General features: G+C 69.0%; 18 protein-coding genes. 12 read left to right on the forward strand and 6 right to left on the reverse strand.

Annotation, left to right across the window (positions count from 1 at the left end; all coding sequences use genetic code 11):
* Nucleotides 1–507 precede the first annotated feature (507 nt).
* Nucleotides 508–1,005: a MarR family winged helix-turn-helix transcriptional regulator gene (locus tag U9979_RS23565; RefSeq protein ID WP_322781007.1), complete on the forward strand. Its 498-nt coding sequence runs from the start codon at nucleotides 508–510 to the stop codon at nucleotides 1,003–1,005.
* A 37-nt stretch (nucleotides 1,006–1,042) separates the two neighbouring features.
* On the opposite strand, the gene rlmB is transcribed toward U9979_RS23565, so the two are convergent.
* A complete protein-coding gene (gene rlmB, locus U9979_RS23570; RefSeq protein WP_322781008.1) occupies nucleotides 1,043–2,167 on the reverse strand; it encodes a 23S rRNA (guanosine(2251)-2'-O)-methyltransferase RlmB in 1,125 nt (374 codons plus the stop codon).
* Between the two features lie 227 nt (nucleotides 2,168–2,394).
* Between rlmB and U9979_RS23575 the strand changes: the two genes are divergently transcribed.
* The 7 genes from U9979_RS23575 (at nucleotide 2,395) to U9979_RS23605 (ending at nucleotide 12,493) form a co-directional block, all read left to right on the forward strand.
* Nucleotides 2,395–3,804, forward strand: a complete 1,410-nt coding sequence (locus U9979_RS23575) for a hypothetical protein (protein ID WP_322781009.1) — start codon at nucleotides 2,395–2,397, stop codon at nucleotides 3,802–3,804.
* Nucleotides 3,801–4,808 (forward strand): glutamate ABC transporter substrate-binding protein, encoded by a 1,008-nt coding sequence (locus U9979_RS23580; protein WP_322781010.1) that lies wholly within the window; start codon nucleotides 3,801–3,803, stop codon nucleotides 4,806–4,808. The genes U9979_RS23575 and U9979_RS23580 overlap by 4 nt, the downstream gene beginning before the upstream one ends.
* A gap of 5 nt (nucleotides 4,809–4,813) precedes the next feature.
* Nucleotides 4,814–6,115: a hypothetical protein gene (locus tag U9979_RS23585; protein ID WP_322781011.1), complete on the forward strand. Its 1,302-nt coding sequence runs from the start codon at nucleotides 4,814–4,816 to the stop codon at nucleotides 6,113–6,115.
* Complete coding sequence (locus tag U9979_RS23590) at nucleotides 6,112–8,337, forward strand: serine/threonine-protein kinase (RefSeq protein ID WP_322781012.1); 2,226 nt, start codon at nucleotides 6,112–6,114, stop codon at nucleotides 8,335–8,337. The genes U9979_RS23585 and U9979_RS23590 overlap by 4 nt, the downstream gene beginning before the upstream one ends.
* A gap of 7 nt (nucleotides 8,338–8,344) precedes the next feature.
* Nucleotides 8,345–9,706: a PP2C family serine/threonine-protein phosphatase gene (locus U9979_RS23595; protein ID WP_416220293.1), complete on the forward strand. Its 1,362-nt coding sequence runs from the start codon at nucleotides 8,345–8,347 to the stop codon at nucleotides 9,704–9,706.
* On the forward strand, nucleotides 9,703–10,983 hold the full coding sequence (locus tag U9979_RS23600) for a VWA domain-containing protein (protein WP_322747667.1): 1,281 nt from the start codon (nucleotides 9,703–9,705) through the stop codon (nucleotides 10,981–10,983). The genes U9979_RS23595 and U9979_RS23600 overlap by 4 nt, the downstream gene beginning before the upstream one ends.
* Before the next feature lie 67 nt (nucleotides 10,984–11,050).
* A complete protein-coding gene (locus tag U9979_RS23605) occupies nucleotides 11,051–12,493 on the forward strand; it encodes an FHA domain-containing protein (RefSeq protein ID WP_322781014.1) in 1,443 nt (480 codons plus the stop codon).
* 112 nt (nucleotides 12,494–12,605) lie between these two features.
* Here the strand turns inward: U9979_RS23605 and U9979_RS23610 are convergent, their stop codons facing one another.
* The 5 genes from U9979_RS23610 to U9979_RS23630 form a co-directional block, all read right to left on the reverse strand.
* Nucleotides 12,606–14,210, reverse strand: coding sequence for a cysteine--tRNA ligase (locus U9979_RS23610; RefSeq protein WP_322781015.1), 1,605 nt, complete (start codon nucleotides 14,208–14,210; stop codon nucleotides 12,606–12,608).
* A gap of 223 nt (nucleotides 14,211–14,433) precedes the next feature.
* The gene (locus U9979_RS23615; protein WP_322747670.1) at nucleotides 14,434–14,829 is read right to left on the reverse strand and encodes a PPOX class F420-dependent oxidoreductase; all 396 of its coding nucleotides are present in this window, start codon (nucleotides 14,827–14,829) and stop codon (nucleotides 14,434–14,436) included.
* A gap of 133 nt (nucleotides 14,830–14,962) precedes the next feature.
* Complete coding sequence (gene ispF, locus U9979_RS23620) at nucleotides 14,963–15,463, reverse strand: 2-C-methyl-D-erythritol 2,4-cyclodiphosphate synthase (protein WP_322747671.1); 501 nt, start codon at nucleotides 15,461–15,463, stop codon at nucleotides 14,963–14,965.
* 324 nt (nucleotides 15,464–15,787) lie between these two features.
* Nucleotides 15,788–16,474 carry a 2-C-methyl-D-erythritol 4-phosphate cytidylyltransferase gene (gene ispD / locus U9979_RS23625; RefSeq protein ID WP_322747672.1) on the reverse strand — a complete coding sequence of 229 codons (687 nt, stop codon included), beginning with the start codon at nucleotides 16,472–16,474 and terminating at the stop codon, nucleotides 15,788–15,790.
* 57 nt (nucleotides 16,475–16,531) lie between these two features.
* On the reverse strand, nucleotides 16,532–17,014 hold the full coding sequence (locus tag U9979_RS23630) for a CarD family transcriptional regulator (RefSeq protein ID WP_131749102.1): 483 nt from the start codon (nucleotides 17,012–17,014) through the stop codon (nucleotides 16,532–16,534).
* A gap of 359 nt (nucleotides 17,015–17,373) precedes the next feature.
* Between U9979_RS23630 and U9979_RS23635 the strand changes: the two genes are divergently transcribed.
* From U9979_RS23635 to disA, 4 genes are all read left to right on the forward strand, one after another.
* Nucleotides 17,374–18,204 carry a hypothetical protein gene (locus tag U9979_RS23635; RefSeq protein ID WP_322781016.1) on the forward strand — a complete coding sequence of 277 codons (831 nt, stop codon included), beginning with the start codon at nucleotides 17,374–17,376 and terminating at the stop codon, nucleotides 18,202–18,204.
* 211 nt (nucleotides 18,205–18,415) lie between these two features.
* Complete coding sequence (locus U9979_RS23640) at nucleotides 18,416–19,063, forward strand: hypothetical protein (RefSeq protein ID WP_322747674.1); 648 nt, start codon at nucleotides 18,416–18,418, stop codon at nucleotides 19,061–19,063.
* Nucleotides 19,064–19,185: 122 nt separating this feature from the next.
* The gene (gene radA / locus U9979_RS23645) at nucleotides 19,186–20,634 is read left to right on the forward strand and encodes a DNA repair protein RadA (RefSeq protein ID WP_322747675.1); all 1,449 of its coding nucleotides are present in this window, start codon (nucleotides 19,186–19,188) and stop codon (nucleotides 20,632–20,634) included.
* Nucleotides 20,635–20,742: 108 nt separating this feature from the next.
* The gene (disA, locus tag U9979_RS23650) at nucleotides 20,743–21,822 is read left to right on the forward strand and encodes a DNA integrity scanning diadenylate cyclase DisA (RefSeq protein ID WP_322747676.1); all 1,080 of its coding nucleotides are present in this window, start codon (nucleotides 20,743–20,745) and stop codon (nucleotides 21,820–21,822) included.
* Nucleotides 21,823–21,835: the final 13 nt, after the last annotated feature.

The raw sequence follows: 21,835 nt of genomic DNA on the forward strand, positions 1-21,835 counted from the left end.
CCCGTACCCAGCCCGGGGTGTGGTCATACCCATGTGGCCGCCTCCTCGCTGAAGCGTAAAAGGCCATGCTAACGGGCGGCAGGGGGTACCTACTTGTCACCGTGGGCTTCTTGTGAGAGCGCCCACGCCATGTGAATCCACCCACACCGATATTCGTTGTAGATTGGGCTTTCGCGCCCGCCGACAAAGCAGCTCGAACAGTGGCTGACGACACCGCCGAAGGAAGCGCGTGTACGGCTCTTACCGCACCGCCGAGACGGCGGGGGAAGCCGGTCTGACCCATCACCACATCCACGCACCAACCACGGAAACGGGTGGACCCGACACGGCCGGCCGGGAATCCGCGATCGCAATAGAGTCGAAGAGTTGCCCGCCAACCAGAGGCGACGCGATCAGGAATCTTCTCGCGACACGAGGGCCTTAAATACCCAGAGTCACCATCCGGAACATTTCGTGCCGGCCAGGCGGCATACGGGAGACGCGGTACAGAAAGAGGGGGAGCTCGAAATGGCGTGGGACGAACCACTTCCCTCCGCCGTGGCCCGGCTCGGACATTCGATCAAGCGGGCAGAACAGGCGCTCATCCGCGAGAAGACCCGGGCCCTGCGTGATGTCGGGCTTTCCGTCCCGCAGTACACCGCCCTGTTCACCCTTGCCGGGTCACCGGGTCTTTCCGGCGCTCAGCTCGCCCGCAGGTGCATGGTCACACCCCAGTCGATGGCCAGCCTGCTGCTCACGCTCGAGGCCAAGGGGCTGATCATACGTGAGCAGTCCGACGTCCATGCGAAGGTGTTTCAAAGCCGGCTGACGCCGACCGGTCTGGCACTGCTGCGGCGGGCCGACGCGCTCGCGCTGGCGGTGGAGCAGCGCCTCGCCGACGTGTTCTCCCCTGGCGAGTTGGAGGAGTTCCGATCCCTGCTCGAACGGTCCGTCGCCATTCTCGACGACGAGACCGGGCAATCCGTGGCCACCGCCGCACCGCGGTTGTCCGAGCAGGTCCGGTAGCGGTTACCGCTACCGGCCGACTACCGCTACCGGTCGACTACCGCTGCCCGTCGACCCGACGACGGCGGGCAATCTCCGCAAGCACCACACCGGTGGCGACTCCGGCGTTGAGCGACTCGACAGCACCGACCATCGGGATCCGTACCGTCAGATCGCAACGCTCCCCGACCAGCCGTGACAGACCGCGTCCCTCTGAACCGACTACCAGGACCAGCGGGTCGGAGATCATCTCCAGGTCATCCAGGCTGATCTCGCCGTCCGCGGCCAGCCCGACGACGAAGATGCCGGCCTCCGCCCAAGCCGTCAACGCCCGAACCAGGTTCGTTGCCCGCGCCACCGGCAACCGGGCCGCGGCACCCGCCGACGTCTTCCACGCCGCCGCCGTCACACCGGCAGCCCGCCGCTCGGGGACAACCACACCGTGCGCGCCGAACGCCGCCGCCGATCTGATCACCGCGCCGAGATTACGCGGGTCGGTGACCCCGTCCAATGCCACCAGTAGTCCTGGCGGCGCCGCCTGCGCACGGGCCAGAAGATCATCAGGATGGGCATACCGGAACGGCGGCACCGACAGTGCCAGCCCCTGATGCGGTGCCGCACCACACAGCCGGTCCAGCTCGGCTCGGGCGACGTCCGCGACGGCCACACCGGCACGGGGAGCGAGCCGGCGGGCCTCATCAAGACGTTCGTCGTACTCGGTGCCAGCGGCGATCAGCAGTGTGGACGCGGGGACACCGGCCCGTAGCGCCTCCACCACCGCATTCCGGCCGACTACCAACTCGTCCGGGTCACCGCGACCGTCCCGCTCCGGACGGCCGGGCCGACCGGAGCGAGTCGCTCCGGCCCGATGTGGTCCGCTGCGGGCAGGCCCACCAGCACTGCCGCCTCGCCCGGTGTTGTCCGTACTCCGGGAACCGTCCGTACTCCGTGTCCCGGCCGTACTCCGTGTCCCGGCCGCCGCGATCACGGCAGCCCGGCGCTGGGCCGGGTGGCCTGGACGCATCTCGGCCGGCGGCGTGGCGCCGTGTCCCTGCAGGCTCTTCCTACCCTGACCACCGCTGCCTGCCGCTGCGCCCTTGCGATGCGAGCTCCCCTTGGCCGCGCGACCGCCCTGGCCGCCACGCGCGACACCACCGCCGCCTCGCCGCTGCTGGCCGGCCATCAGCGAACTCCACCAGCGCGCGCCCCGGAGGCGTCAGAAAGCATCGTCACACGGTATACGGTCCACCCGCTCGATGGCGGGTCGCCGTCCCCGATGATCGATCGGCCTGCGCTCGCTCGGCAGGGGCTCGCTCGGCCGGGGCTCGAACACTGGCCTGTCCACAAGCTGACAGGAGCCTGTGCTGGCTGACAGCTCGCCGCCGACGGCAACCGCACTATGGTCAAACCGTGACGGCGAACACACCTCTGGCGGCATCCGCTGGAGCACGCACCGCCGTCGATCCAAGCATCGCCGACCGGAGCCTGCGGCTGCCTGACAAGGGCCATCGGATGCTGCGCCTGGCGGGCCGCCTGTTACACCGGGCTCAGGCGGCGACGGCCACCACGCCCGGCCGGCTCCGGCTGTACTCGATCGCCATCGTCGGCGCACTCGCCGTGCTTGCGCTGGTGTCCGTCTCGACCATCGCCGGTCGGATCAGGACGCTCGACACCATCAGGAACGATGCGGGTCCCTCGATCGTCACAGCACAGCGGGCACACGCGGCGTTGTCCGAGGCCGACGCCACCGCCGCCGCCTCTTTCCTCGCCGGTGGCGCCGAACCCGCTGACCAGCTCGCGGCCTACAACACCAGCATCACCACCGCGACGGACGCCGTGGCGAGCCTGACCCGTCTCAACACCCAGGCCGCGGCCGCCGAACCATTAGCCGTCCTGGCCGAGAAGATTCCGGTGTACACCGGGCTCATCGAACGGGCCCATGCCAACAATCGGGTGGGCAACGTGGTCGGTGCCGCCTACCTGCGCCAAGGGTCCCAACTCGTCCAGGAAACAATACTGCCGGCAACCGATCGCCTCATCACACTGAATGCCGACAGCCTCGACAAGGCCTACGCCGATGCGACGAGCGGACCACGCGAGATCCTGCTCTCGGCGGTGTTCATCCTCGCCGCCGGCGGTCTTGTCAGCACCCAGATAATGCTGTACCGGCGAACCAACCGGGTTCTCAACATTCCCCTTGTGACGGCGACCTTCGCCGTGCTGTTCAGCCTCTGTTGGACGGCCGCGGCGTTCTCCGTCCAACAACAGCGGCTCAGCGCCGCCCATGATTCGGGATTCGTGCCCATGACCCTGCTGGCCCAGTCCAAGGTACTGGCCCTGCGAGCCCGCGTGGACGAAAACCAGTCGCTCATCGCCCGTGGTAACGGCACGCGTTTCGACACCGACTTCACCGTCGCGGTCACCCGGCTCGGCTTCGCGGTGAACGGCGGCCCCCTCGCCGGCGGCTCGCTGAGCGCCGCGCTGCGCGTCGACGGGCCGGACACCGCTACCCGCACGGGCCTCGACGCCGACCTGCGGGTATGGCTTGCCGCACATCAGCAGGTCACGGCGCTGCTCGCCGACACCGGTGACTTCACCGCGGCGGGGAAGATCTCCCTCGGCGCGGGTACCGCGGCGTTCGACACCTTCGATCAGAAGGTTGACGCGGCCGTTACGGCCAGCCAGGCACGGTTCTCCCGGCAGGTGTCCGACGCGGGCGAGCCGCTGTCCGTCCTGCTCGCGGTGGCGGTTGTGACCATGGTCGCCGCCGCCGGCCTCAGCCTGGCCGGCATGCAACGGCGCATCGACGAGTACCGATGACCACCCGTCCCGCCGGTCGCCGGATCACCAGGGCCACCGTGGCCACGGTGATCGGCGCCGTCATCCTCGCAGCCACGGCGGCGTGCGGCACGACCCACAGTCCGCTACCCACCGACGCAGAACCACTGCCACCGGCCACCGCAGCGGCCGTGCTAGCCGGTACGACCACGGCACCCACACAAGGCTGCGGGAACCCGCGGGCGAGCCTCGTCCCACCCGATCCGATGCCCGCCCCGGGCGACATGCCGGCGGGTTCCTTCATGAGGACGATCCAGGATCGTGGCTATCTGGTCGTGGGCGTCATTCCAGACGTTCCACCGTTCGGAATCGTCAACCCCCAGACAAACCAGCTCGAGGGCTTCGACGTCGACATGGCGAAGGAGATGGCCGCGGCGATCTTCGGACCCGGTAACCCGAAGATCCGGTTTCGGGCGATCACCAACGCCGAACGCATCCCCGCCGTCCAGCACGGCCTGATCGACATCGCGATCGCCACCATGACCATCACCTGTGACCGGCGACGGGATGTCGACTTTTCCGCTGTCTACTACGATTCCGGGCAGCGGGTGCTCGTCCGTCGGGATTCGGGCTTCAGGAGAATCGAGGATCTGGCCGGCAGGAAGGTGTGTGCGGCTGCCCGGACGACCTCCATCCAGGCCATTGCCACCGTATCCCCGGCACCGATCCCCTACCCCGTCACAAATGTCGCGGACTGCCTGGTCGCGCTCCAACAGGGCGTGGTCGACGGGATATCGACCGACGACGGAATCCTGACCGGAATAGTCGACCAGGACCCCTACACGATGATCGTCGGCCCACGGTTCACCGACGAGCCGCACGGCATGGCCGTCAACAAGGATCACCCGGACTTCACCCGGTTCCTCAACGGTGCCCTGGAAACGATCGAGAAGAACGGCCGGTGGACGGAGATCTACCGGCGCTGGCTCACCGGGCCCGGCACGGAACCGGTGCCCGCACCACCCGTTCCGGAATATCAGGGTTGATCACCATGGTCGCGCCAACCCTGGAACAGATCGACGCCACGCTGGCCCGGCTGTCAGCGGCGGTCGCCGCCCAGGCGGCCATCCTGATGGAGCTGGAGAGCACTCCCGGCCGTGCCCTGATCGACCCGGAACGCCTCACCGGCGCCACGTGCGAGCGGGCCACCACCGCGCTGGCCGCGCTCGCGGACGCCTGGAACTGCTACCGGACCCTCACCGAGTTGCTGACGGCGGCACGCGCCGTACGTGGGGACAAGGTTCGGGTGGACGCCCGCGTAACAGCCGAGCTGGACGCGTTGCTGCACGGCCCGACCGCGGTCCCCGTGCTGCCGGGAGCACCCGCCGGGAGCCCACCACCCGCGGTCGGCATCCGCCCGACGGAGTTGGCGGATCGTACCGATGCGGCGCTTGGCTCGGTCCGCGCCACCATCGACGAGATCCTCGCCGCGTGGAGCAGGCTACTGGCGATCCTCAGCGCGACAGAAGGGCAACTCGCCACCGCCGACGAGCTGGCCGCCCGCCTACGACTGGGTGACGATGCCGGCCGCACCGTCGCCCGTCGCCTGCTGGCCGAGCTTTCGGACCTGACCGCCGCCGATCCGCTGGCCGTTCCGGACAGCTTGGTGACCCGCCTTGAAGCGGCGGTGAGCACCGCGCAGGCTGGCCTCGATGAACTGGCCCGGCGGCACGACACCCTGCCCCAGGCCCTGCGGGTAGCGGCAGCGCTGCTCGAACGCATCGCCGCCCTCATCGACCGGGCGGCCACGGACGCCGACCGTGCCCGCAGCCGCATCCTGCTCCCTGCGACACAGCTGCCGCGCATGCCCGCCGGCGTTCTTGATGACGAGCGGCACGGCCTGCGTACCTGGCTCGACCGGTTGACGGCCGCAGCCGCAGCGGGCCGGTGGAAGGAAGCGAGCCGGGGTCTGGACCGCTGGCGGGAACTCGCCGACGCCACGCTGATCTCGGCCCGCCGGTTCGCCGACCGCAGTGCGGCGCCCCTGCAGACCCGCGACGACCTGCGTGGGTTGCTCGGCGGCTGGCACGCCAAGGCGGCCGGCCTGGGTGTCGTGGAAGACCCCGACCTTGCCCAGGCCTACCGCCATGCCCGCTCGGTGCTGTACACGGCGCCGACCGATCTCGACCGGGCCACCGCGCTGGTGCGGGCATTCGGCGCGGCCGTGGACCGGCGAGCCGCGGCGGGCGACGGCGACCCCGTACCGGAGGCAGAGGCAGAGGTAGAGGTAGAGGTAGAGGCGGACCCGGTCGGTGCTCGTCCGGACCGGGGACGGGAGACCGACCGGACATGAGCACCTCCCAGACCCACGGTGGGCCGGCTGGCACGGGCGGCGCGCCAACCGGCGACGGCGATTCCTGCGCGCGAGCGGGCTGCGACGGCGCCATCGAGGACGGCTACTGCGACGTCTGCGGATTCCCGCCGGCGGCAGGCATCCCATCGACAGAACAGCCCGGGTCGAGCGGCGCCCGATCCTCCGGGCCGGCCCGCCAACGGCGCTCCCGACCGTCCACGCCAACGCCGTCGCGCGGTCAGCTCGGCGTGGGCATCGTCACCGTCGCCGACGTCCCGATTGCGGACCCGCCGACGATGGTGCTGACCGATCCCGAGGTCCCGGAGGGCAGCCGACGGTGCGCCGGCTGCAGCGAACCGGTCGGACAGACCCGCGGTGACATCCCCGGCCGGCTTGAGGGCTTCTGCCCGACATGCGGGCAACCGTTCTCCTTCGTGCCCAAACTCAAACCACACGACGTCGTCGGCCAGTACGAGATCGTCGGATGCCTGGCGTTCGGCGGGCAGGGCTGGGTGTACCTGGCTCGTGACCGCAACGTCGCCGAAAACTTCTGGGTGGTGCTCAAGGGCCTGCTCAACACCCATGATCCGCAGGCGATGGCCGCGGCCATCGCCGAACGGCAGTACCTGGCCGCGGTCGACCATCCGAACATCGTGAAGATCTTCAGCTTCACCGAATGGCAGGGCACCGGCTACATCGTCATGGAGTACATCGGCGGGATGTCACTGCTCAAGCTCCTCAAACAGCGTCGGGACGCCGCCGGCGGGCGGCCCGACCCGCTGCCGGTGACCCAGGCAGTCGCCTACATCCTGGCGATCCTGCCGGCGTTCAGCTACCTGCACCGCCAGGGCCTGGTCTACTGCGACTTCAAACCCGACAATGTGATGCTGTCCGGCGACTCGCTCAAGCTCATCGACCTCGGCGCGGTGCAGCGCATCGACGACCTCGGCCCGTCGTACGCGACCCCTGGTTACCAGGCGCCCGAAGTCGCCGAACTGGGGCCGTCGATCGCCTCGGATCTGTTCACGATCGGCCGGTCGCTGGCGGCCCTGATCCTGAACTTCCGGGGCAACACCACCACCTATGCCGTCACGATGCCCCCGCAGCACGAGCACGAGGTACTCGTCCAGCACGACTCGCTGTACCGGTTCCTCCTGCGGGCGACCGAGATCGATCCCGATGCCCGGTTCGCCGGGGCGGACGAGATGTTCGACGAGCTACTCAAGATCCTCCGAGAGATCGTCGCGATCGACGACGGACGGGCGAATCCCGCTCCGAGCCGGCTGTTCTCCTCGGATGCACACCTGACCGGGCAGGACCCGGACGGCAGCGTCGCCGGACCGCCGTGGCTGGTCCTGCCCGCCTGCGGCCCCGACCCGGATGATCCGGCCGGCGCCACCCTGGCCGCGCTCCCCGACGTGGCGCCCGACGCACTGACCGAGCTGCTGTCGGCGATCGGCTCGCCGACGCCGCAGACCCGGCTGCGACTGGCCCGCGCCTGGCTGGAGGCCGGCCGAGATGATCGCGCGGAGGCACTGCTCGCGGCCGTCGCGCAGGAGGACCCCTACCAGTGGCGCACCGACTGGTACCGAGGGCTGCTCGCTCTCGCCGCCGGCCGGAGCGACGCGGCCCGCGCCTGCTTCGACCGGGTCTATGGAGCCGTACCCGGCGAGCTGGCCCCCAAGCTCGCGCTCGCCCTCGCGACCGAGACGATCGACCCGACGACGTCCGCGCGCATGTTCGATGTCGTCTCCCGGACCGACCCGTCGTTCACCTCCGCCGCGTTCGGTCTCGCCCGGGTCCGGGCTCGTGCCGGGGACCTGCCCGGTGCGATCGAGGCCTGGTCGCGGGTGCCACGGACGTCCGCGGCATACCTGCCCGCCCAGATCCGCGTCATCCAGACGATGGTGGACCCCGGTGCCCAGCCCGGACGGGCTGACCTCGCGCGGGCGTCCCTGCTCCTCAATGCCCTGCCCGCCGATCCGCCGGCGCGGGCGGAGCTCGCGCTGGCGATCCTGGAAACGGCGCTCGCGGGGCTGGCGGCAGGCACACTGCAGCCTGGCGACGACGTCGTCGTCGTGGGAAGGTCACTGCACGTCCGAGACGTGCGGTTCGGTCTGGAACAGGTGCATCGCGACCTGGCCCGGCTCGCCGCGACCCGACCACGGCGCATCGCCATGATCGACGCGGCGAACCGCGTCCGGCCACGGACGTTGGTGTGATCATGTTATGTGCGTGACCGGACGCGGCGCTACCCACCGCAACGGCCATGGAGACCGGGCGGGTCATGCGGGCCGCGCTCCGGAGAAGGGATGGGACGGGATCGACCAGAACGGGGGGCATTGCCCGGTGTGCACGAGTCCGGCATACTCGGATGATCGCTTCTGCGAAGCCTGTGGAACTCCGCTGCGAGGCGAGAGACCACTGACGACTGGCGACGCAGACCACCGCGAGATCGACCTCGGCCCGGTTGCCGGTGTCTGTGACCGGGGTGTCCGGCACACCACCAACGAGGACGCCATGGGTGTCGCCATGGTCGGCTCCACTCTGATCGGGGTGGTCTGCGACGGCGTGTCGAGCACGCCCGGGTCCGGCCCGGCGGCGCAGGCGGCGGCTGCCGCCGCAGCCATGGTCCTTGCCGAGGCCGTCCGCAGCTCGTACGCCGCGCGCGGCCAGCCGCACCAGGCCAATCAGCCGCACCAGGCCGACCTGCCACCCCGGGCCGACCGGCCGGCCGCGACGGGGCCCCAGCGATCGGACGGGTTCCCGGGCCCCTTCGGCTACGGCGACATCGGCGAGGACGAGGACCGGCCCGGCTACCGTGACCCCTACGGCGGTTACGGCTCCGACGACCTCCAGTGGCCGGCGTCCGACATTCCCCCGACGCCGCCCAGGGTCGTAGCGGACGACTTCTCCGAGGCCGACTTCACAAAGGATGATTTTTCTCACCACGACGTCCCTCAGGATGACTTCTCCCAGCGCGATGCCGAAAACGCGATCCACGCCGCGGTCGCGGCCGCGCAGGCTGCGGTGGTCCTGGCGCCGATCGTCGATGGACGCATCTCACCGTCGTGCACGTTTGCCGCCGCCGTGATCACCCGTACCCGCGACGGAGGCGGCAGCGTCACCGTGGGCTGGATCGGGGACAGTCGGGTGTACCTGCTCGGTCCAGGCCGCGTCGAACGGCTGAGTGAGGACGACACATGGGCGGCCGAGGCTGCGCGCGCGGGCCTGATTCCCGCCGCCGCGGTCGAGACCGACCCCCGGGCACATACGCTCACCCGCTGGCTCGGCGCCGACGCCGGGGACGTAACCGCGCACATCCGGGTGTTTCCGCTGGCGTTGCCCGCCACCGTGCTCGTTTGTACCGACGGGCTGTGGAACTACCTGTCCCGGGCCGAGGACCTGGCCGCGGTGGTCGGCGAGCTCCCGCCGGACGCTCCGGCAATCATGGTTGGCCGCCACCTCACCAGGCATGCGATCGACCACGGCGGCCACGACAACATCACGGTAGTGGCCGCACGCATCGACACGGCACGCATCGACGCGGCACGTTCGGATGGGCACTCCCGTGAAAGGGAGCTGCGATGACGGTGCCGTTCGCGCTGGAGGTCTTCCAGAACGCCTACCTCGGCCGTGGCGGCACCGACGTACACGCGGTGATCACCGTCAAGGCCTCGGGCAGCTCGATTGATCCGCCAGGCCCGGGCGGGTCCACGGAACTGGCCGAGGTCATCATGCTGGACTGTTCGGGATCGATGGCCGCACCCCCGATGAAGCTTGTCGAAGCACGCCGGGCCGCGAAGGCGGCGATTGACGGCCTGCGTGACGGCGTATGGTTTGCGATCGTGCGGGGGTCGGGTATCGCCGAGGCCGTCTACCCTGCGCGACCCGAGCTTGCGCAGGCCAATGCCAGGACCCGGGAAGCCGCAAAGACCGCGGTCGGCCGCCTTGATGCCGACGGGGGCACGGCAATCGGGCGTTGGCTCGCACGCACCCGGGAACTGATGGCCACCCGCCCGAACGCCATCCACCACGCGATCCTGTTGACCGACGGACGCAACGGCGAGCGCTCGACCGAGTTCGACGCCGCGCTGGCCGCCTGTGTCGGACACTTCCAGTGCGACTGCCGCGGCATTGGAGCCGACTGGCGGGTCGACGAACTGCGCCGGATCGCCACGACGCTGCTGGGCACTGTCGACGCCATCCGCCATCCTCGGGATCTCGCCGCCGACTTCCAAGCCATGATCGATACAGCGACGGACCGCGCCGTCGACCGGGTCTCACTGCGGGTGTGGACTCCGCGGGACGCATCGGTCCGTTTCCTGCGGCAGGTCGCGCCCCAGATCGAGGAGCTCACCGCCACCGCGGTGCAGGTGAACGCACGGACCACGGACTACCCGACCGGCGCCTGGGGCAGCGAGTCCCGCGACTACCACCTGTGCGTAACCGTCCCGGCGCAGGACGACGACGTGGAGATGCTCGCAGCCCGGGTCAACGTGGTCGTCTCCGATCAGGTGCTCTCCCGGGCGTTCGTACGCGCGATCTGGACGAACGATATCGATCTTTCTACCCGGATCGCCCCGGCGGTCGCCCACTACACCGGCCAGGCCGAGCTTGCCCGCCTCCTCCAAGAAGGACTCGAGGCCCGGCGCGAGGGCGACGATGCAACCGCTACCATCAAACTTGGCCGAAGCGCACAGCTTGCCCATCAGTCCGGCAACGAAGCCACATACCACCTACTTCAGAACGTGGTCGACATCGAGGACCCAAGCACAGGTACGGTTCGACTGAAACGGAACGTCGACGCCATTGACGAAATGGTCCTTGACACCCAGTCGACCAAGACCGTCAGGGTAAACAGGTGATCAGGTGAGTGCACGCTGCCCAGATGGGCACCTGTCTCTGGCCCCCGACTACTGCGATCAGTGCGGTATGCGGATTGTAGCCAGCCAGGAGCCCTACGTTCTCCCCCCGGAGGACGGAACCGGGTCGGGTCGCCAGCGACCCCGGCAACCGGCACAGTCCGCCGCGGACTCGTACGGTCGGCGGCCGGCGGAACCGTCCGGGACAGGACCGTCCGGGACAGGACCGTCCGGGACAGGACCGTCCGGGACGGGACCGTCCGGGACGGGGCGATCCGGCGTCGACCCCGTCGACCCGCTGGGAATTCGGCGTGCGCCGGACGCCAAGCGGGGCGGTGCGCCCCGACCGCTGCCAGGCCATGGTGGGCCGCCGGGGGCCGAGCCATACCCCCGGGACGGGTACCCACCGGAGGGCTACGCACCGGACGGGTACCCACCGGACGGCTACGCACCGGAGCGGTACGACGCCAACGGCTATCCCCCCGACGGGTACGCCCCGGAGAACCGCCATCGGGACGGCTACGCCCAGGAGGGACACCGCCCGAACGGCTACGCGGCGGATGGCTACCCTCAGGACGGCTACGCACCGGACGGGTACCCACCGGACGGCTATGCACCGGACGGCTACGCACCGAACGGGTACGCACCGGACGGTTACGCACCGAACGGGTACAGCCGGGATGCCTACCCGCCAGCCGGTTACCCCCCCGGCGGCTACGACGCGAACGGCTACCCGGCGGCCCCCTATCGCGACCCACGTGACGAACCACCTCGCGACCCACGTGACGAACCACGTAGAGGCGAGCCGTGGGGCTACGACAGGGACCGCGCAGACCCGTACGCACCCGGTCACACCGGCCCGGGTGGTGGTGGGGATGATCCATTCGGCCTGGACCGTGCGACCGGTGCTCCACGGGGCCCGATGCCAGCACCGCCGGACTACCACCGGGCCCGTCCCAACCAGCCCGGACGGGTGCCCCTGGACTCCGGCGACGGTTATGGCGCCGCCTGCCCGAACTGCCAGCGTCCAAACGAGCCGGGCGCGCGATTCTGCGAGGTGTGCGGCTTCGACCTCATCCTGCGGGAACGCCCTGCCGCGCCGGTCCGGGGCGCGGTGCAGACCGGCTGGGACGTGGTCGTCGAGGCCGAACGCGAATACTACGACAGCGGCGACGACCATCGCGTTCCGTTCCCGACGGTCTACCCGCGGCGGGTCTTCGCCCTCAGCGGCCCCCGACTGCTGATCGGGCGACGCAGTGAGTCCCGCGGCATCCATCCGGAGATCGACCTGTCCGGCACGCCGGAGGACCCGGGTATCTCCCGCGCACACGCCATGCTGGAGCTGATGGCGGACGGCGGCTACGCCGTACACGATCCGGGATCGACGAACGGTACCCGGCTCAACGACGAACCGAATCCGATCCCGCCGGGCCAGCCGGTACCACTGCACAACGGCGACCGGGTGTACCTCGGTGCCTGGACCCGGATCACGATCCGCATGATCTCCAGGTAGCGACTTTCCGACGCCAGGCCGCAGAGCCGCCGGCGGCGCGATCGTGGTTCCTACGCACCGCCAGCCGGCAGGTCACCGAGCCAGTGGCTCAGGCAGGATGCCGACCGCTGGCTCACGCCAGATGCCAGCGTTGTCCCTCCGGGGTGTCCTCAACCAGGATGCCGCCGGCGGCGAGCCGGGTGCGGATCCCATCCGCCTCGACGTAGTCTCGCCGGGCACGCGCGGCCGACCGCAGATCGAGGACGATCTCCATCACCCCGCTCAGCGCTGGTCGCAGCTCGGAACCGGCCGCGGGCCACTGCCCGACCGGATCAAGCCCGAGGACCGCGAGCATCCTGCGGACGACATCCACCCAGCCGGCGAGCTCCCGGCTGCGCGTCTTGGAAAGCACCTGGTTCCCGCACCCGACAGCACCGAACAGGGCCGCCAGCGCCCGGGAGACCGCGAGGTCGTCGTCAAGAGCGGCTGCGAAGGCACACCAGGCCTGGGCGGGGCTTGCGATCGTGAGCACGTCCACCGGGCCGGCCCCGGTGACCGCGTCAGTGCCCGACACATCCCGAAGATCGAGTGCTTTAAGTGTTTCGAGTGTTTCGAGTGTTCCGGCCGTTTCAGCCGCAAGCGCCGCAGCCTCGTCCGGCCCCCCCAGGATGTCCAGGGCGTTGCGGACGAACGTCTCGATCCGGTCGTGGGCCGCGGCCGACTCGACCAGCCCCTCCGGGCTGTATTCCAGGGACGAGCGATAGTGCGCGCCAAGGAGGTGGTAACGCAGTACCTGCGGTCTGACCTCGTCGAGTGCATCGGCGACCAGAAACGAGTTGCCCAGCGACTTCGACATCTTGGTGCCGCCGGTGGTCAGCAGACCGACATGCATCCAGTAGCGGGCCATCTCAGCCGCGCCTCCCGCAGCGGACAGCCTGGCTGCATCCGTGCCAGCTCGATCCGTGCCGGCTGGGTCCACGGCACCTGGATCCATGGCACCTGGATCCATGGCGCAGACCGACTGGGCACGTTCGTTCTCGTGGTGTGGGAACACGAGGTCAAGGCCGCCACCGTGGATATCGAAGATCTCACCGAGATACTTGCCCGCCATGGCGGAGCACTCGATATGCCAGCCTGGACGGCCGCGTCCCCAGGGCGACTCCCAGAACGGCTCACCCGGCTTCGCGCCCTTCCACAGCGCGAAGTCACGAGGGTCGGCCTTTCCCGGTTCACCCTCCGCTGACGCCTGCATGGCATCCGGACGCTGGTTTGACAACTCTCCATAACCCGCGAAGCGGCCGACCCGGAACCACACCGACCCGCCACCGGCGTAGGCGCAGCCGACATCCACCAACCTGGCGATGAGCGTGATCATCTCCGGGATATGACCGGTCGCCCGTGGCTGGATGGTCGCCGGCAGCACGCCGAGAGCACGGTATGCGTCATCGAAGGCCCGGGTCTGGCGGGTGGCCAGCTCCCACACGCTCTCGCCGGCCCGGTTCGCGTTAATTATGATCTTGTCGTCGATGTCGGTGACATTCTGAACGAAGGTCACATCAAGCCCGGACGCGGTGAACCAGCGGCGCAGGACGTCGAACGCGACCGCGGTACGCACATGCCCGACATGTGGCGCGGACTGGACGGTGGGCCCACAGACGTACACGCCCACATGACCGGGGCGCAGCGGCTCGAAGGGCCGCGTGCGCCGGGTGCGCGTGTCGTAGATGTGGAGTCCCATCTGTCAAGCGTACGGTGCGGTCCCCGCTCGCACGCCCACGCCCCGTGCCAACAGCTCCGCTCGGTTCCGCGAACAACCCACAAGTCCGACGGGGAATATTCCGGGCAAATCGAACTCCGCCGATGCAACACCGGCTGCAACACCGGCTGCAACACCGGCTGCAACACCGGCTGCAACACCGGCCAGCACCGGCCAGCACCGGCCAGCACCGGCCAGATCGACGCTAGGCGGTGGTGAACACCCGCTCGGGGGTCACGCGGATGACCACCCGCACCGCATCCGGCCCGTCCCACTGGTAGGTCTCGTCACCGGTGTACTGCACCGCGAGAGCATCGATCAACTCACGACCCCCCTCCTCGGTCAGGGTCGCCCGGCCACGGATCTCGACATAACCGTAGGGATCCCGCTGATCGAGAAACATGATTCCCACCCGTGGATCGCGGGCGATGTCACGTTCCTTGGCTCGACCCCGCACCGTTGACAACAACAGATCATCGCCATCACGCGCGATCCACAACACCGTCATTCGCGGAGATCCGTCCGGGCGGATCGTGGCGAGCGTCACGTAGGTCGCGGCGTCCGCGAGATCCTTGACCTTTTCGGGTAGATACACCGACATCAGGCTCCTCCGCCGGGTCCTGTCGCTTTCTCACCTTCTCATCCGCGGTGACCGCCGCCAGTCATCATGCCAAGCAGGCAAGACGGACCGCACGGATGAGACGTCCCACCGGACCGCCGGACACGTCCACCGATCAGCGCTGGGCGACCAGCGCGGTGGCGATGGCAGCGAGGCCTTCTCCCCGCCCGGTGAGCCCGAGGCCGTCGGTGGTGGTGGCGGACACGCTCACCGGCGCGCCGACCGCGGTGCTCAGGGCTTCCTGGGCCTCGGCACGCCGCAGCGCCATCCGCGGCCGGTTACCCACGATCTGCACGGCGACATTCCCGATCGCCCAGCCCGCCTCGCCCAGCAGCCTCGCCGTCTCGGTGAGCAGGGCAACGCCTGACGCCCCAGACCATTCCGGCCGCCCGGTACCGAAGATCGAGCCGAGATCACCCAAGCCCGAGGCGGTCAGCAACGCGTCACAGGACGCATGAGCCGCGACATCACCGTCCGAATGCCCGGCGAGGCCGGTTTCGCCGGGCCAGAAAATACCTGCCACCCAGCATGGGCGGCCGGCTGCGAACGGGTGGACGTCCACACCGACACCCACTCGGGGAAATCCGGCCAGGGACAGCTTCCTCACCTCGCACATTCACGTTGGCATGGTGATACGGCGCGCTGTCTGCGACACCGCACCGTGGTCAGTCAGTCGGGCAGAGCAGCCGGGCGCTGGACGCCGCTCGCTGATCGAACCAAAATTTTCAGGCGCCTCTTAGAGCGATCGGCAATAGGGACGCGGCGTCGCGGGGCTGGGGCACGCACCTCGCCACATCGCTCCCCATCCATCGCTGCGCGATGCACGGGGTACCCCGGCTCCGTCGGTCGACACCCAACACCAGGGTGCCTCCCTCCTCCGCCTCGCGATCTACGCACCCCGGCCCCGCTCCTTCATCCACGCCCCTATTGCCGGGCGCTCTTAGTCGCGACGCGCCAGCAACGCTTCGGCAAGGAGAAGATCAACCGGTCGAGTCACCTTGAAGGCCTCCGGCGCACCGGGAACAGTCATCACGGGGACGCCGAGCGCTTCGACCAGCCCCGCGTCATCGGTGATCGCCACACCGTCAGCGGACATCCCGCCGAGCCGGTAGGCCTCGTCGAGCACATCCCTGCGGAAGCCCTGCGGCGTCTGCACGGCGCGCAGAACATCACGGGAAACCGTCCGCACGACCCTGCCCACGTCATCGACCTGCTTGATCGTGTCGTTGATCGCGAGCACCGGGATCACCGCCGGTGCTCCGCCCAGCACCGCGGCGGCGACCGCATCGACAAGCGCGGGGGGTGTCAACGGGCGGGCCGCGTCGTGGACCAGAACAACCCCCACCGTCTCATCAAGGACGGCGATTGCCGCCCGAACGGAATCGATGCGCTCCGCGCCGCCGGCTATCACCCGCACGCCGGGCCCGAGCAATGCCGCAAATGTTTCCAGCTCTGTGGCCGGAGCTGCGACAACCACCTGGTCCACCAAAGTCGCAGACGTCAACAAATCGACGGCATGCTGGACGAGTGAACGTCCGGCCAGCGCACGAAGTGCCTTGGGTACGGACCCACCAAGACGTTCGCCGCGGCCGGCTGCCGGAACGACCGCGGCTACACGGTCAGACATGTGCACAGGTCTCAAACAAACCGGGCACGTCTGGATATCCGCGCTACCTGCTGCCGACTAACCCGCCAGGACCTCATCGAGCATGGCTTCGGCCTTGTCCTCATTTGTGCCTTCCGCGAGTGCGAGCTCACTGACCAGGATCTGCCGCGCCTTGCTCAGCATGCGCTTCTCGCCCGCGGACAGCCCCCTTTCGCGATCACGACGCCAGAGGTCGCGAACCACCTCGGCGACCTTGTTCACATCGCCGGAGGCGAGCTTCTCAAGATTCGCCTTGTACCGCCGTGACCAGTTGGTCGGCTCCTCAGTGTGCGGAGCCCGTAGAACCTCGAATACGCGCTCGAGACCATCCTGACCGACTACATCACGGACGCCGACCATCGCGACGTTGTCCGCTGGGACGCGCACAGTCAGGTCACCCTGAGCGACCTTGAGTACAAGATAGAGCTTTTCCTCGCCCTTGATGACGCGTGTTTCAATCGCGTCGATGAGCGCAGCACCGTGATGTGGGTAAACAACGGTCTCGCCGACTTGGAACGCCATGTGTCAAGTGCCCCTTCCGCCTTCACCAGAGTAACACGCATGCATCGACCCAGGTCAGACGCATGCTTGTAAGGCAGGCCGCGATCGGCCCGCCAACACGCCTCGGTGACGTGTCGCCGGTGGGTCGGCGACGCTCCGGACCAGGCGAAACGGGCAAAGGCCGCCGACACGAGCAGCCTGCCCGGATGTCCTTCTGTGCCCCTCGCTACCCCCATGGCACCGATGATCAACATGGACCTCTGGCACGGTCGTGGTGTCGTGGCGGCCGGATGCCTCCGTTTCACCACGTCCCAGCCATGACTTCGCCTAGCTTCCTATACCACCCGGCAGATAGGCCGTCCATCGGCCACGATGGAGGGGTGCACCTCACACCGCCGCCGCCCGCCTCCGGGGACGACGACGGCAACGGGCCCAGCCACGACGACCATCGTTCCCACCCCCGCAACGGACCTCGCGACGACATCCCGCCGATCAACATCAAGATCCCCGACGACATCAGTGAACTGGCCGAGGATGTCGCCATTTACCACGCCGAGCTGCGGTCTCGCCAGCGCCGGGAGCTCCTGAGCAAGATTGTTCCCGGTCTGCGTCGGATGCCGGCCGGCCCGGCCGACCAGCCGTCGGCCCGGTCGCGCCCCGTCCCCGGCGTGATCATCGCCGTACTCCTGATAATCATCAGCGCGCTCGGCGCCATGGTGCCGCTCATCCTGACGCACCCGCGTCCGGTCACATCCAACGGTCCGCTTCCGCTCGCATCCACGACCGCCCGGCCGGGCACTGTCGGCGGCCTGCTGCCCGACCTCCCGCTCAGCGCCACGCGCGGGTCGCGCGCCACAACGGACCTTCGGCCGGCGCTGATCGTGCTGCTCCCGGGATCCTGCGACTGCGCGAGAGCGGTACACGAAATCGTGGGCCAGGCCAACGAGGGCATCCCGGTACCCACCTATCTGGTCACCCCGGGAGCTGACAATCCGTTGTTGAATGATCTCACCCGCTCGCCGGCGGCTGCGGGGGGGCTTGCCGTCGGCTACGGCGACCCGGACGGATCCCTCGCCCGCCTGGTCAACGCGGATCCCCAGCGGCCGACGCTGCTCCTCATCGCCGCGGACGGCCGGCTCGTGCAGCCGCCTCGCGGCTTCGCTCCCGGCGACCGGTTGGAAGGCTGGCTCAGCGCCGTTCCGCTCCGCTGACCCGCCATCGGTATCTGATCATCGCCGCGCGACCGTCGTTCATCTCGCGCGCTCGGCGGCCGCTGGCCGACTAGGCTGTGCCCCGCGGTCGAACCCGTCGGGTGCGCGAGTCCCCGAAAGGGGTCGGCCGCGCGCCGTCCGCCGGTCCGGCGGCGGATCAACCAGTACCGACGCGACGACCGTCGATACCGTACCGAGGAGCAGCCGAGCCGTGAGCCACCGTCCGGGTGTGCGTACCGCGACCGCCTCGCTGTTCGCCAGCGCATCGCTGATTGCCACGATCACACTCTCATCGTGTGCAGCAGGTAATGACGCGGTGACGGCACAAACGCGCACGACGACAAACTCAGCCGCCGGTGCCGTCGGCACCATCTCGCTGCGTAACGTCTATGTGGCCGGGCCTGCGACCTCGGGCGGAAAAGCCCAGATCATATCCGCGTTCTTCAACGGCGGAACCCAGGACGACGAGATCATCGGAGTCGCGTCGCCGGCTGCGGACGGCGGCCAGACCCCGAAAAGTGCGGTCCTCCAAGCAGGCGGCCGCAACCTCTACATCGCCGACGGCAATGCTCCCGTACTGACCGGGCTGAACCGTGACCTCGCTGTCGGGCAGGCGATTCCGGTCACGTTCACCTTCGCCAAGGCGGGAAGCGTCACCCTCGCCGTCCCGGTGGAACCACCCGCTCCGGGAGCCTCCGCGGACCCCGCGACATCGGGCTCGACGCCGCCTGGGCAGCAGGTGAACGCCACCGCGACCAGCAGTGCGACCCCGAGCAGCAGCGCCACCCTGAGCAGGAGTGTCACCGCGACCAGCAGTCCGGCCGCCGGCGTGTCGCGCCCGGCCGGCTCCGCCGGCTGACCTCCGCCAGCTGACGTCGGCCGGCGGGCATCGTCAGCTGCCCGACATCGTCGGGTGAGTGACAAGGCAGGCCAGCCACTGCCCCATGGTTGTTGTCGGACCGTCCCGATACGGTGCGGGCCATGTCATCACGGCCTCCCGTTCCCCGCCCGAACGCACCGGGCCTGTCCGGTTCCCGCGCGGCGTCGGTTGGTTTCCGGTGCAGTGGGTGTGGCGCCGAGTCGGTGAAATGGGTGGGACGCTGCCCGCGCTGCAACACCTGGGGGACGATCGAGGCCCAGGTGCCCGCCGGCCGCTCGACCCACCGGGCCGGCGCGCGGGGCCTCGCCCGGGCGAGCGCGGCGGTCACGGCCCCCGCGTGCCCGATGTCGGCGGTTGACATCACCACGGCCCGCAGCCGTCCTACCGGGGTCACCGAACTCGACCGGGTGCTCGGTGGCGGGCTCGTTCCCGGGGCGGTCGTCCTGCTGGCCGGCGAGCCGGGTGTCGGCAAGTCGACGTTGCTGCTTGAGGTCGCCGCGCGTAGTGCCGCGTCAGGCGCCCGGGCGCTCGTGGTCACCGGCGAGGAGTCGACCGCTCAGGTCAGGCTACGAGCCGGGCGAACGGGGGCAGTGCACGCCGATCTGTGGGTCGCCGCGGAGACCGATCTGGAGGCCCTGCTCACCCATGTCGACGAGGTCCGTCCAGAGCTGTTGGTGGTTGACTCGGTACAGACCATCACCACCGCCACCGCAGACGGAGCGGCCGGCGGAGTCACCCAGGTCCGTGAGGTCACCGCGGCCCTGATCCGCGCGGCAAAGGCGCTGAACATGGCCTGTGTGATCGTCGGCCACGTGACCAAGGACGGCACGGTCGCCGGACCGCGGCTGCTGGAACACCTTGTCGACGTCGTTCTGCACTTTGAAGGTGAGCGGCATTCGTCGCTGCGCCTGGTCCGGGCGAGCAAGAACCGTTTCGGCCCCTCCGACGAGGTCGGCTGCTTCGAGATGGGCGACGGCGGCATCCGTGGGATCGCGGATCCCAGTGGGCTGTTCCTGTCCCGCTGGCACGACGGTGGGCCGACGGAGGGCGTCGCGGGCACCTGTGTGACGGTCACGGTCGAGGGCCGCCGACCGCTGGTCGCCGAGGTGCAGGCGCTGGTGGCAACGTCCACGGCGACCGTGCCGCGACGAGCCGTGTCCGGGCTCGACTCGGCCCGGGTCGCGATGATTCTTGCTGTGGTCGAGCGCCGCGGTCGACTTCAACTTGGCAGATCGGACGTATACGCGGCTACCGTCGGTGGGGTCCGGCTCGCCGAGCCGGCCGCCGATCTCGCCGTCGCGCTGGCCACGATCAGCAGCGTTGAGGACCGTCCCATTCCGGCAAACCTCGTCGCCGTCGGCGAGGTAGGTCTGGCCGGCGAGGTCCGGTCGGTGGGTGCGGTCCGCAGGCGCCTGACGGCCGCGTCCCGTCTGGGTTTCCGCTGGGCGCTCGTGCCTCCCGAGGCGGGTCCGGCGCCCGAGGGCATGACGACGATCGAAGTGTGCGACCTGAACAGTGCAATACGGCATATGTACGGCGGTAATGAGTGAAAATTACGGCAGGTAAAAGTATGGCTACAACATCACGGGGGCAGCATGGCAAAGCAGCCCACCCGATACCATCACGATGGCGGAACGCCGAGATACAGAGGGAGCCAGATGGCAGGACCACCCGGGGATGACATCTTCCGGGCGACACTGGCCGCTGTCGCCCCAGGGACCCCATTCCGGGATGGCCTCGAGCGCATCCTTCGCGGCCATACCGGCGGCCTGATCGTCCTCGGCCACGACAAGGCGGTCGAAGGCATCTGCACCGGCGGATTCGAACTGGACGTCGAGTTCTCCGCCACCCGACTGCGGGAACTCGCGAAGATGGACGGCGCGATCGTCCTGTCGTCCGACCTACAGCGAATCGTCCGGGCCGCCGTCCACCTGGTGCCCGACCCGACCATCTTCACCGACGAGTCCGGTACCCGGCACCGCACGGCCGAACGAGTGGCCAAGCAGAGCGGATACCCGGTGATCTCGGTCAGCCAGTCGATGCGGATCATCGCGCTGTACGTGGCAGGTCTGCGCTACGTTCTTGATGACTCGGCCGCCATCCTGTCCCGGGCCAACCAGGCGCTGGCGACGCTGGAACGGTACAAGATGCGCCTGGACGAGGTCGCCGGCACACTGTCGGCACTCGAGATCGAAGACCTCGTCACCGTCCGTGACGCAATTTTGGTGAGCCAACGGCTGGAGATGGTTCGGCGGATCGCGGACGAGATCGAAGGCTACGTGGTCGAACTCGGTACCGACGGCCGGTTGTTGTCCCTCCAGCTCGAGGAACTAATGGCGGGAGTCGAGACCGAACGGGAACTCGCCGTCCGCGACTATCTGCCCTCAGGGGGTAAGACAGCCACCGCCGCCGAAATCCTCGCCCGGCTCTCCGGGATGTCATCGACCGATCTGCTGGATCTAACCGTGCTCGCCCGCGCACTCGGCTTCCCCGGGGGCGCGGATGTGCTCGACAGCCAGGTCAGCCCCCGTGGTTACCGGATGCTGGCCAAGGTGCCACGACTGCCCCGAATGGTCGTGGACCGACTCGTCGACCACTTCGGCACCTTGCAGAAACTGCTGGCAGCCGGCGTGGACGACCTGCAGACCGTCGAGGGTATCGGCGCCGCACGCGCCAGGGCCGTACGCGAGGGGCTGTCCCGGCTCGCCGAGTCCAGCATCCTCGAACGCTATGTGTGAACCGCGTGGGTGA

Origin of the sequence: Protofrankia sp. Cas4, from assembly GCF_963555915.1 — a bacterium.
Lineage (GTDB): Bacteria > Actinomycetota > Actinomycetes > Frankiales > Frankiaceae > Protofrankia.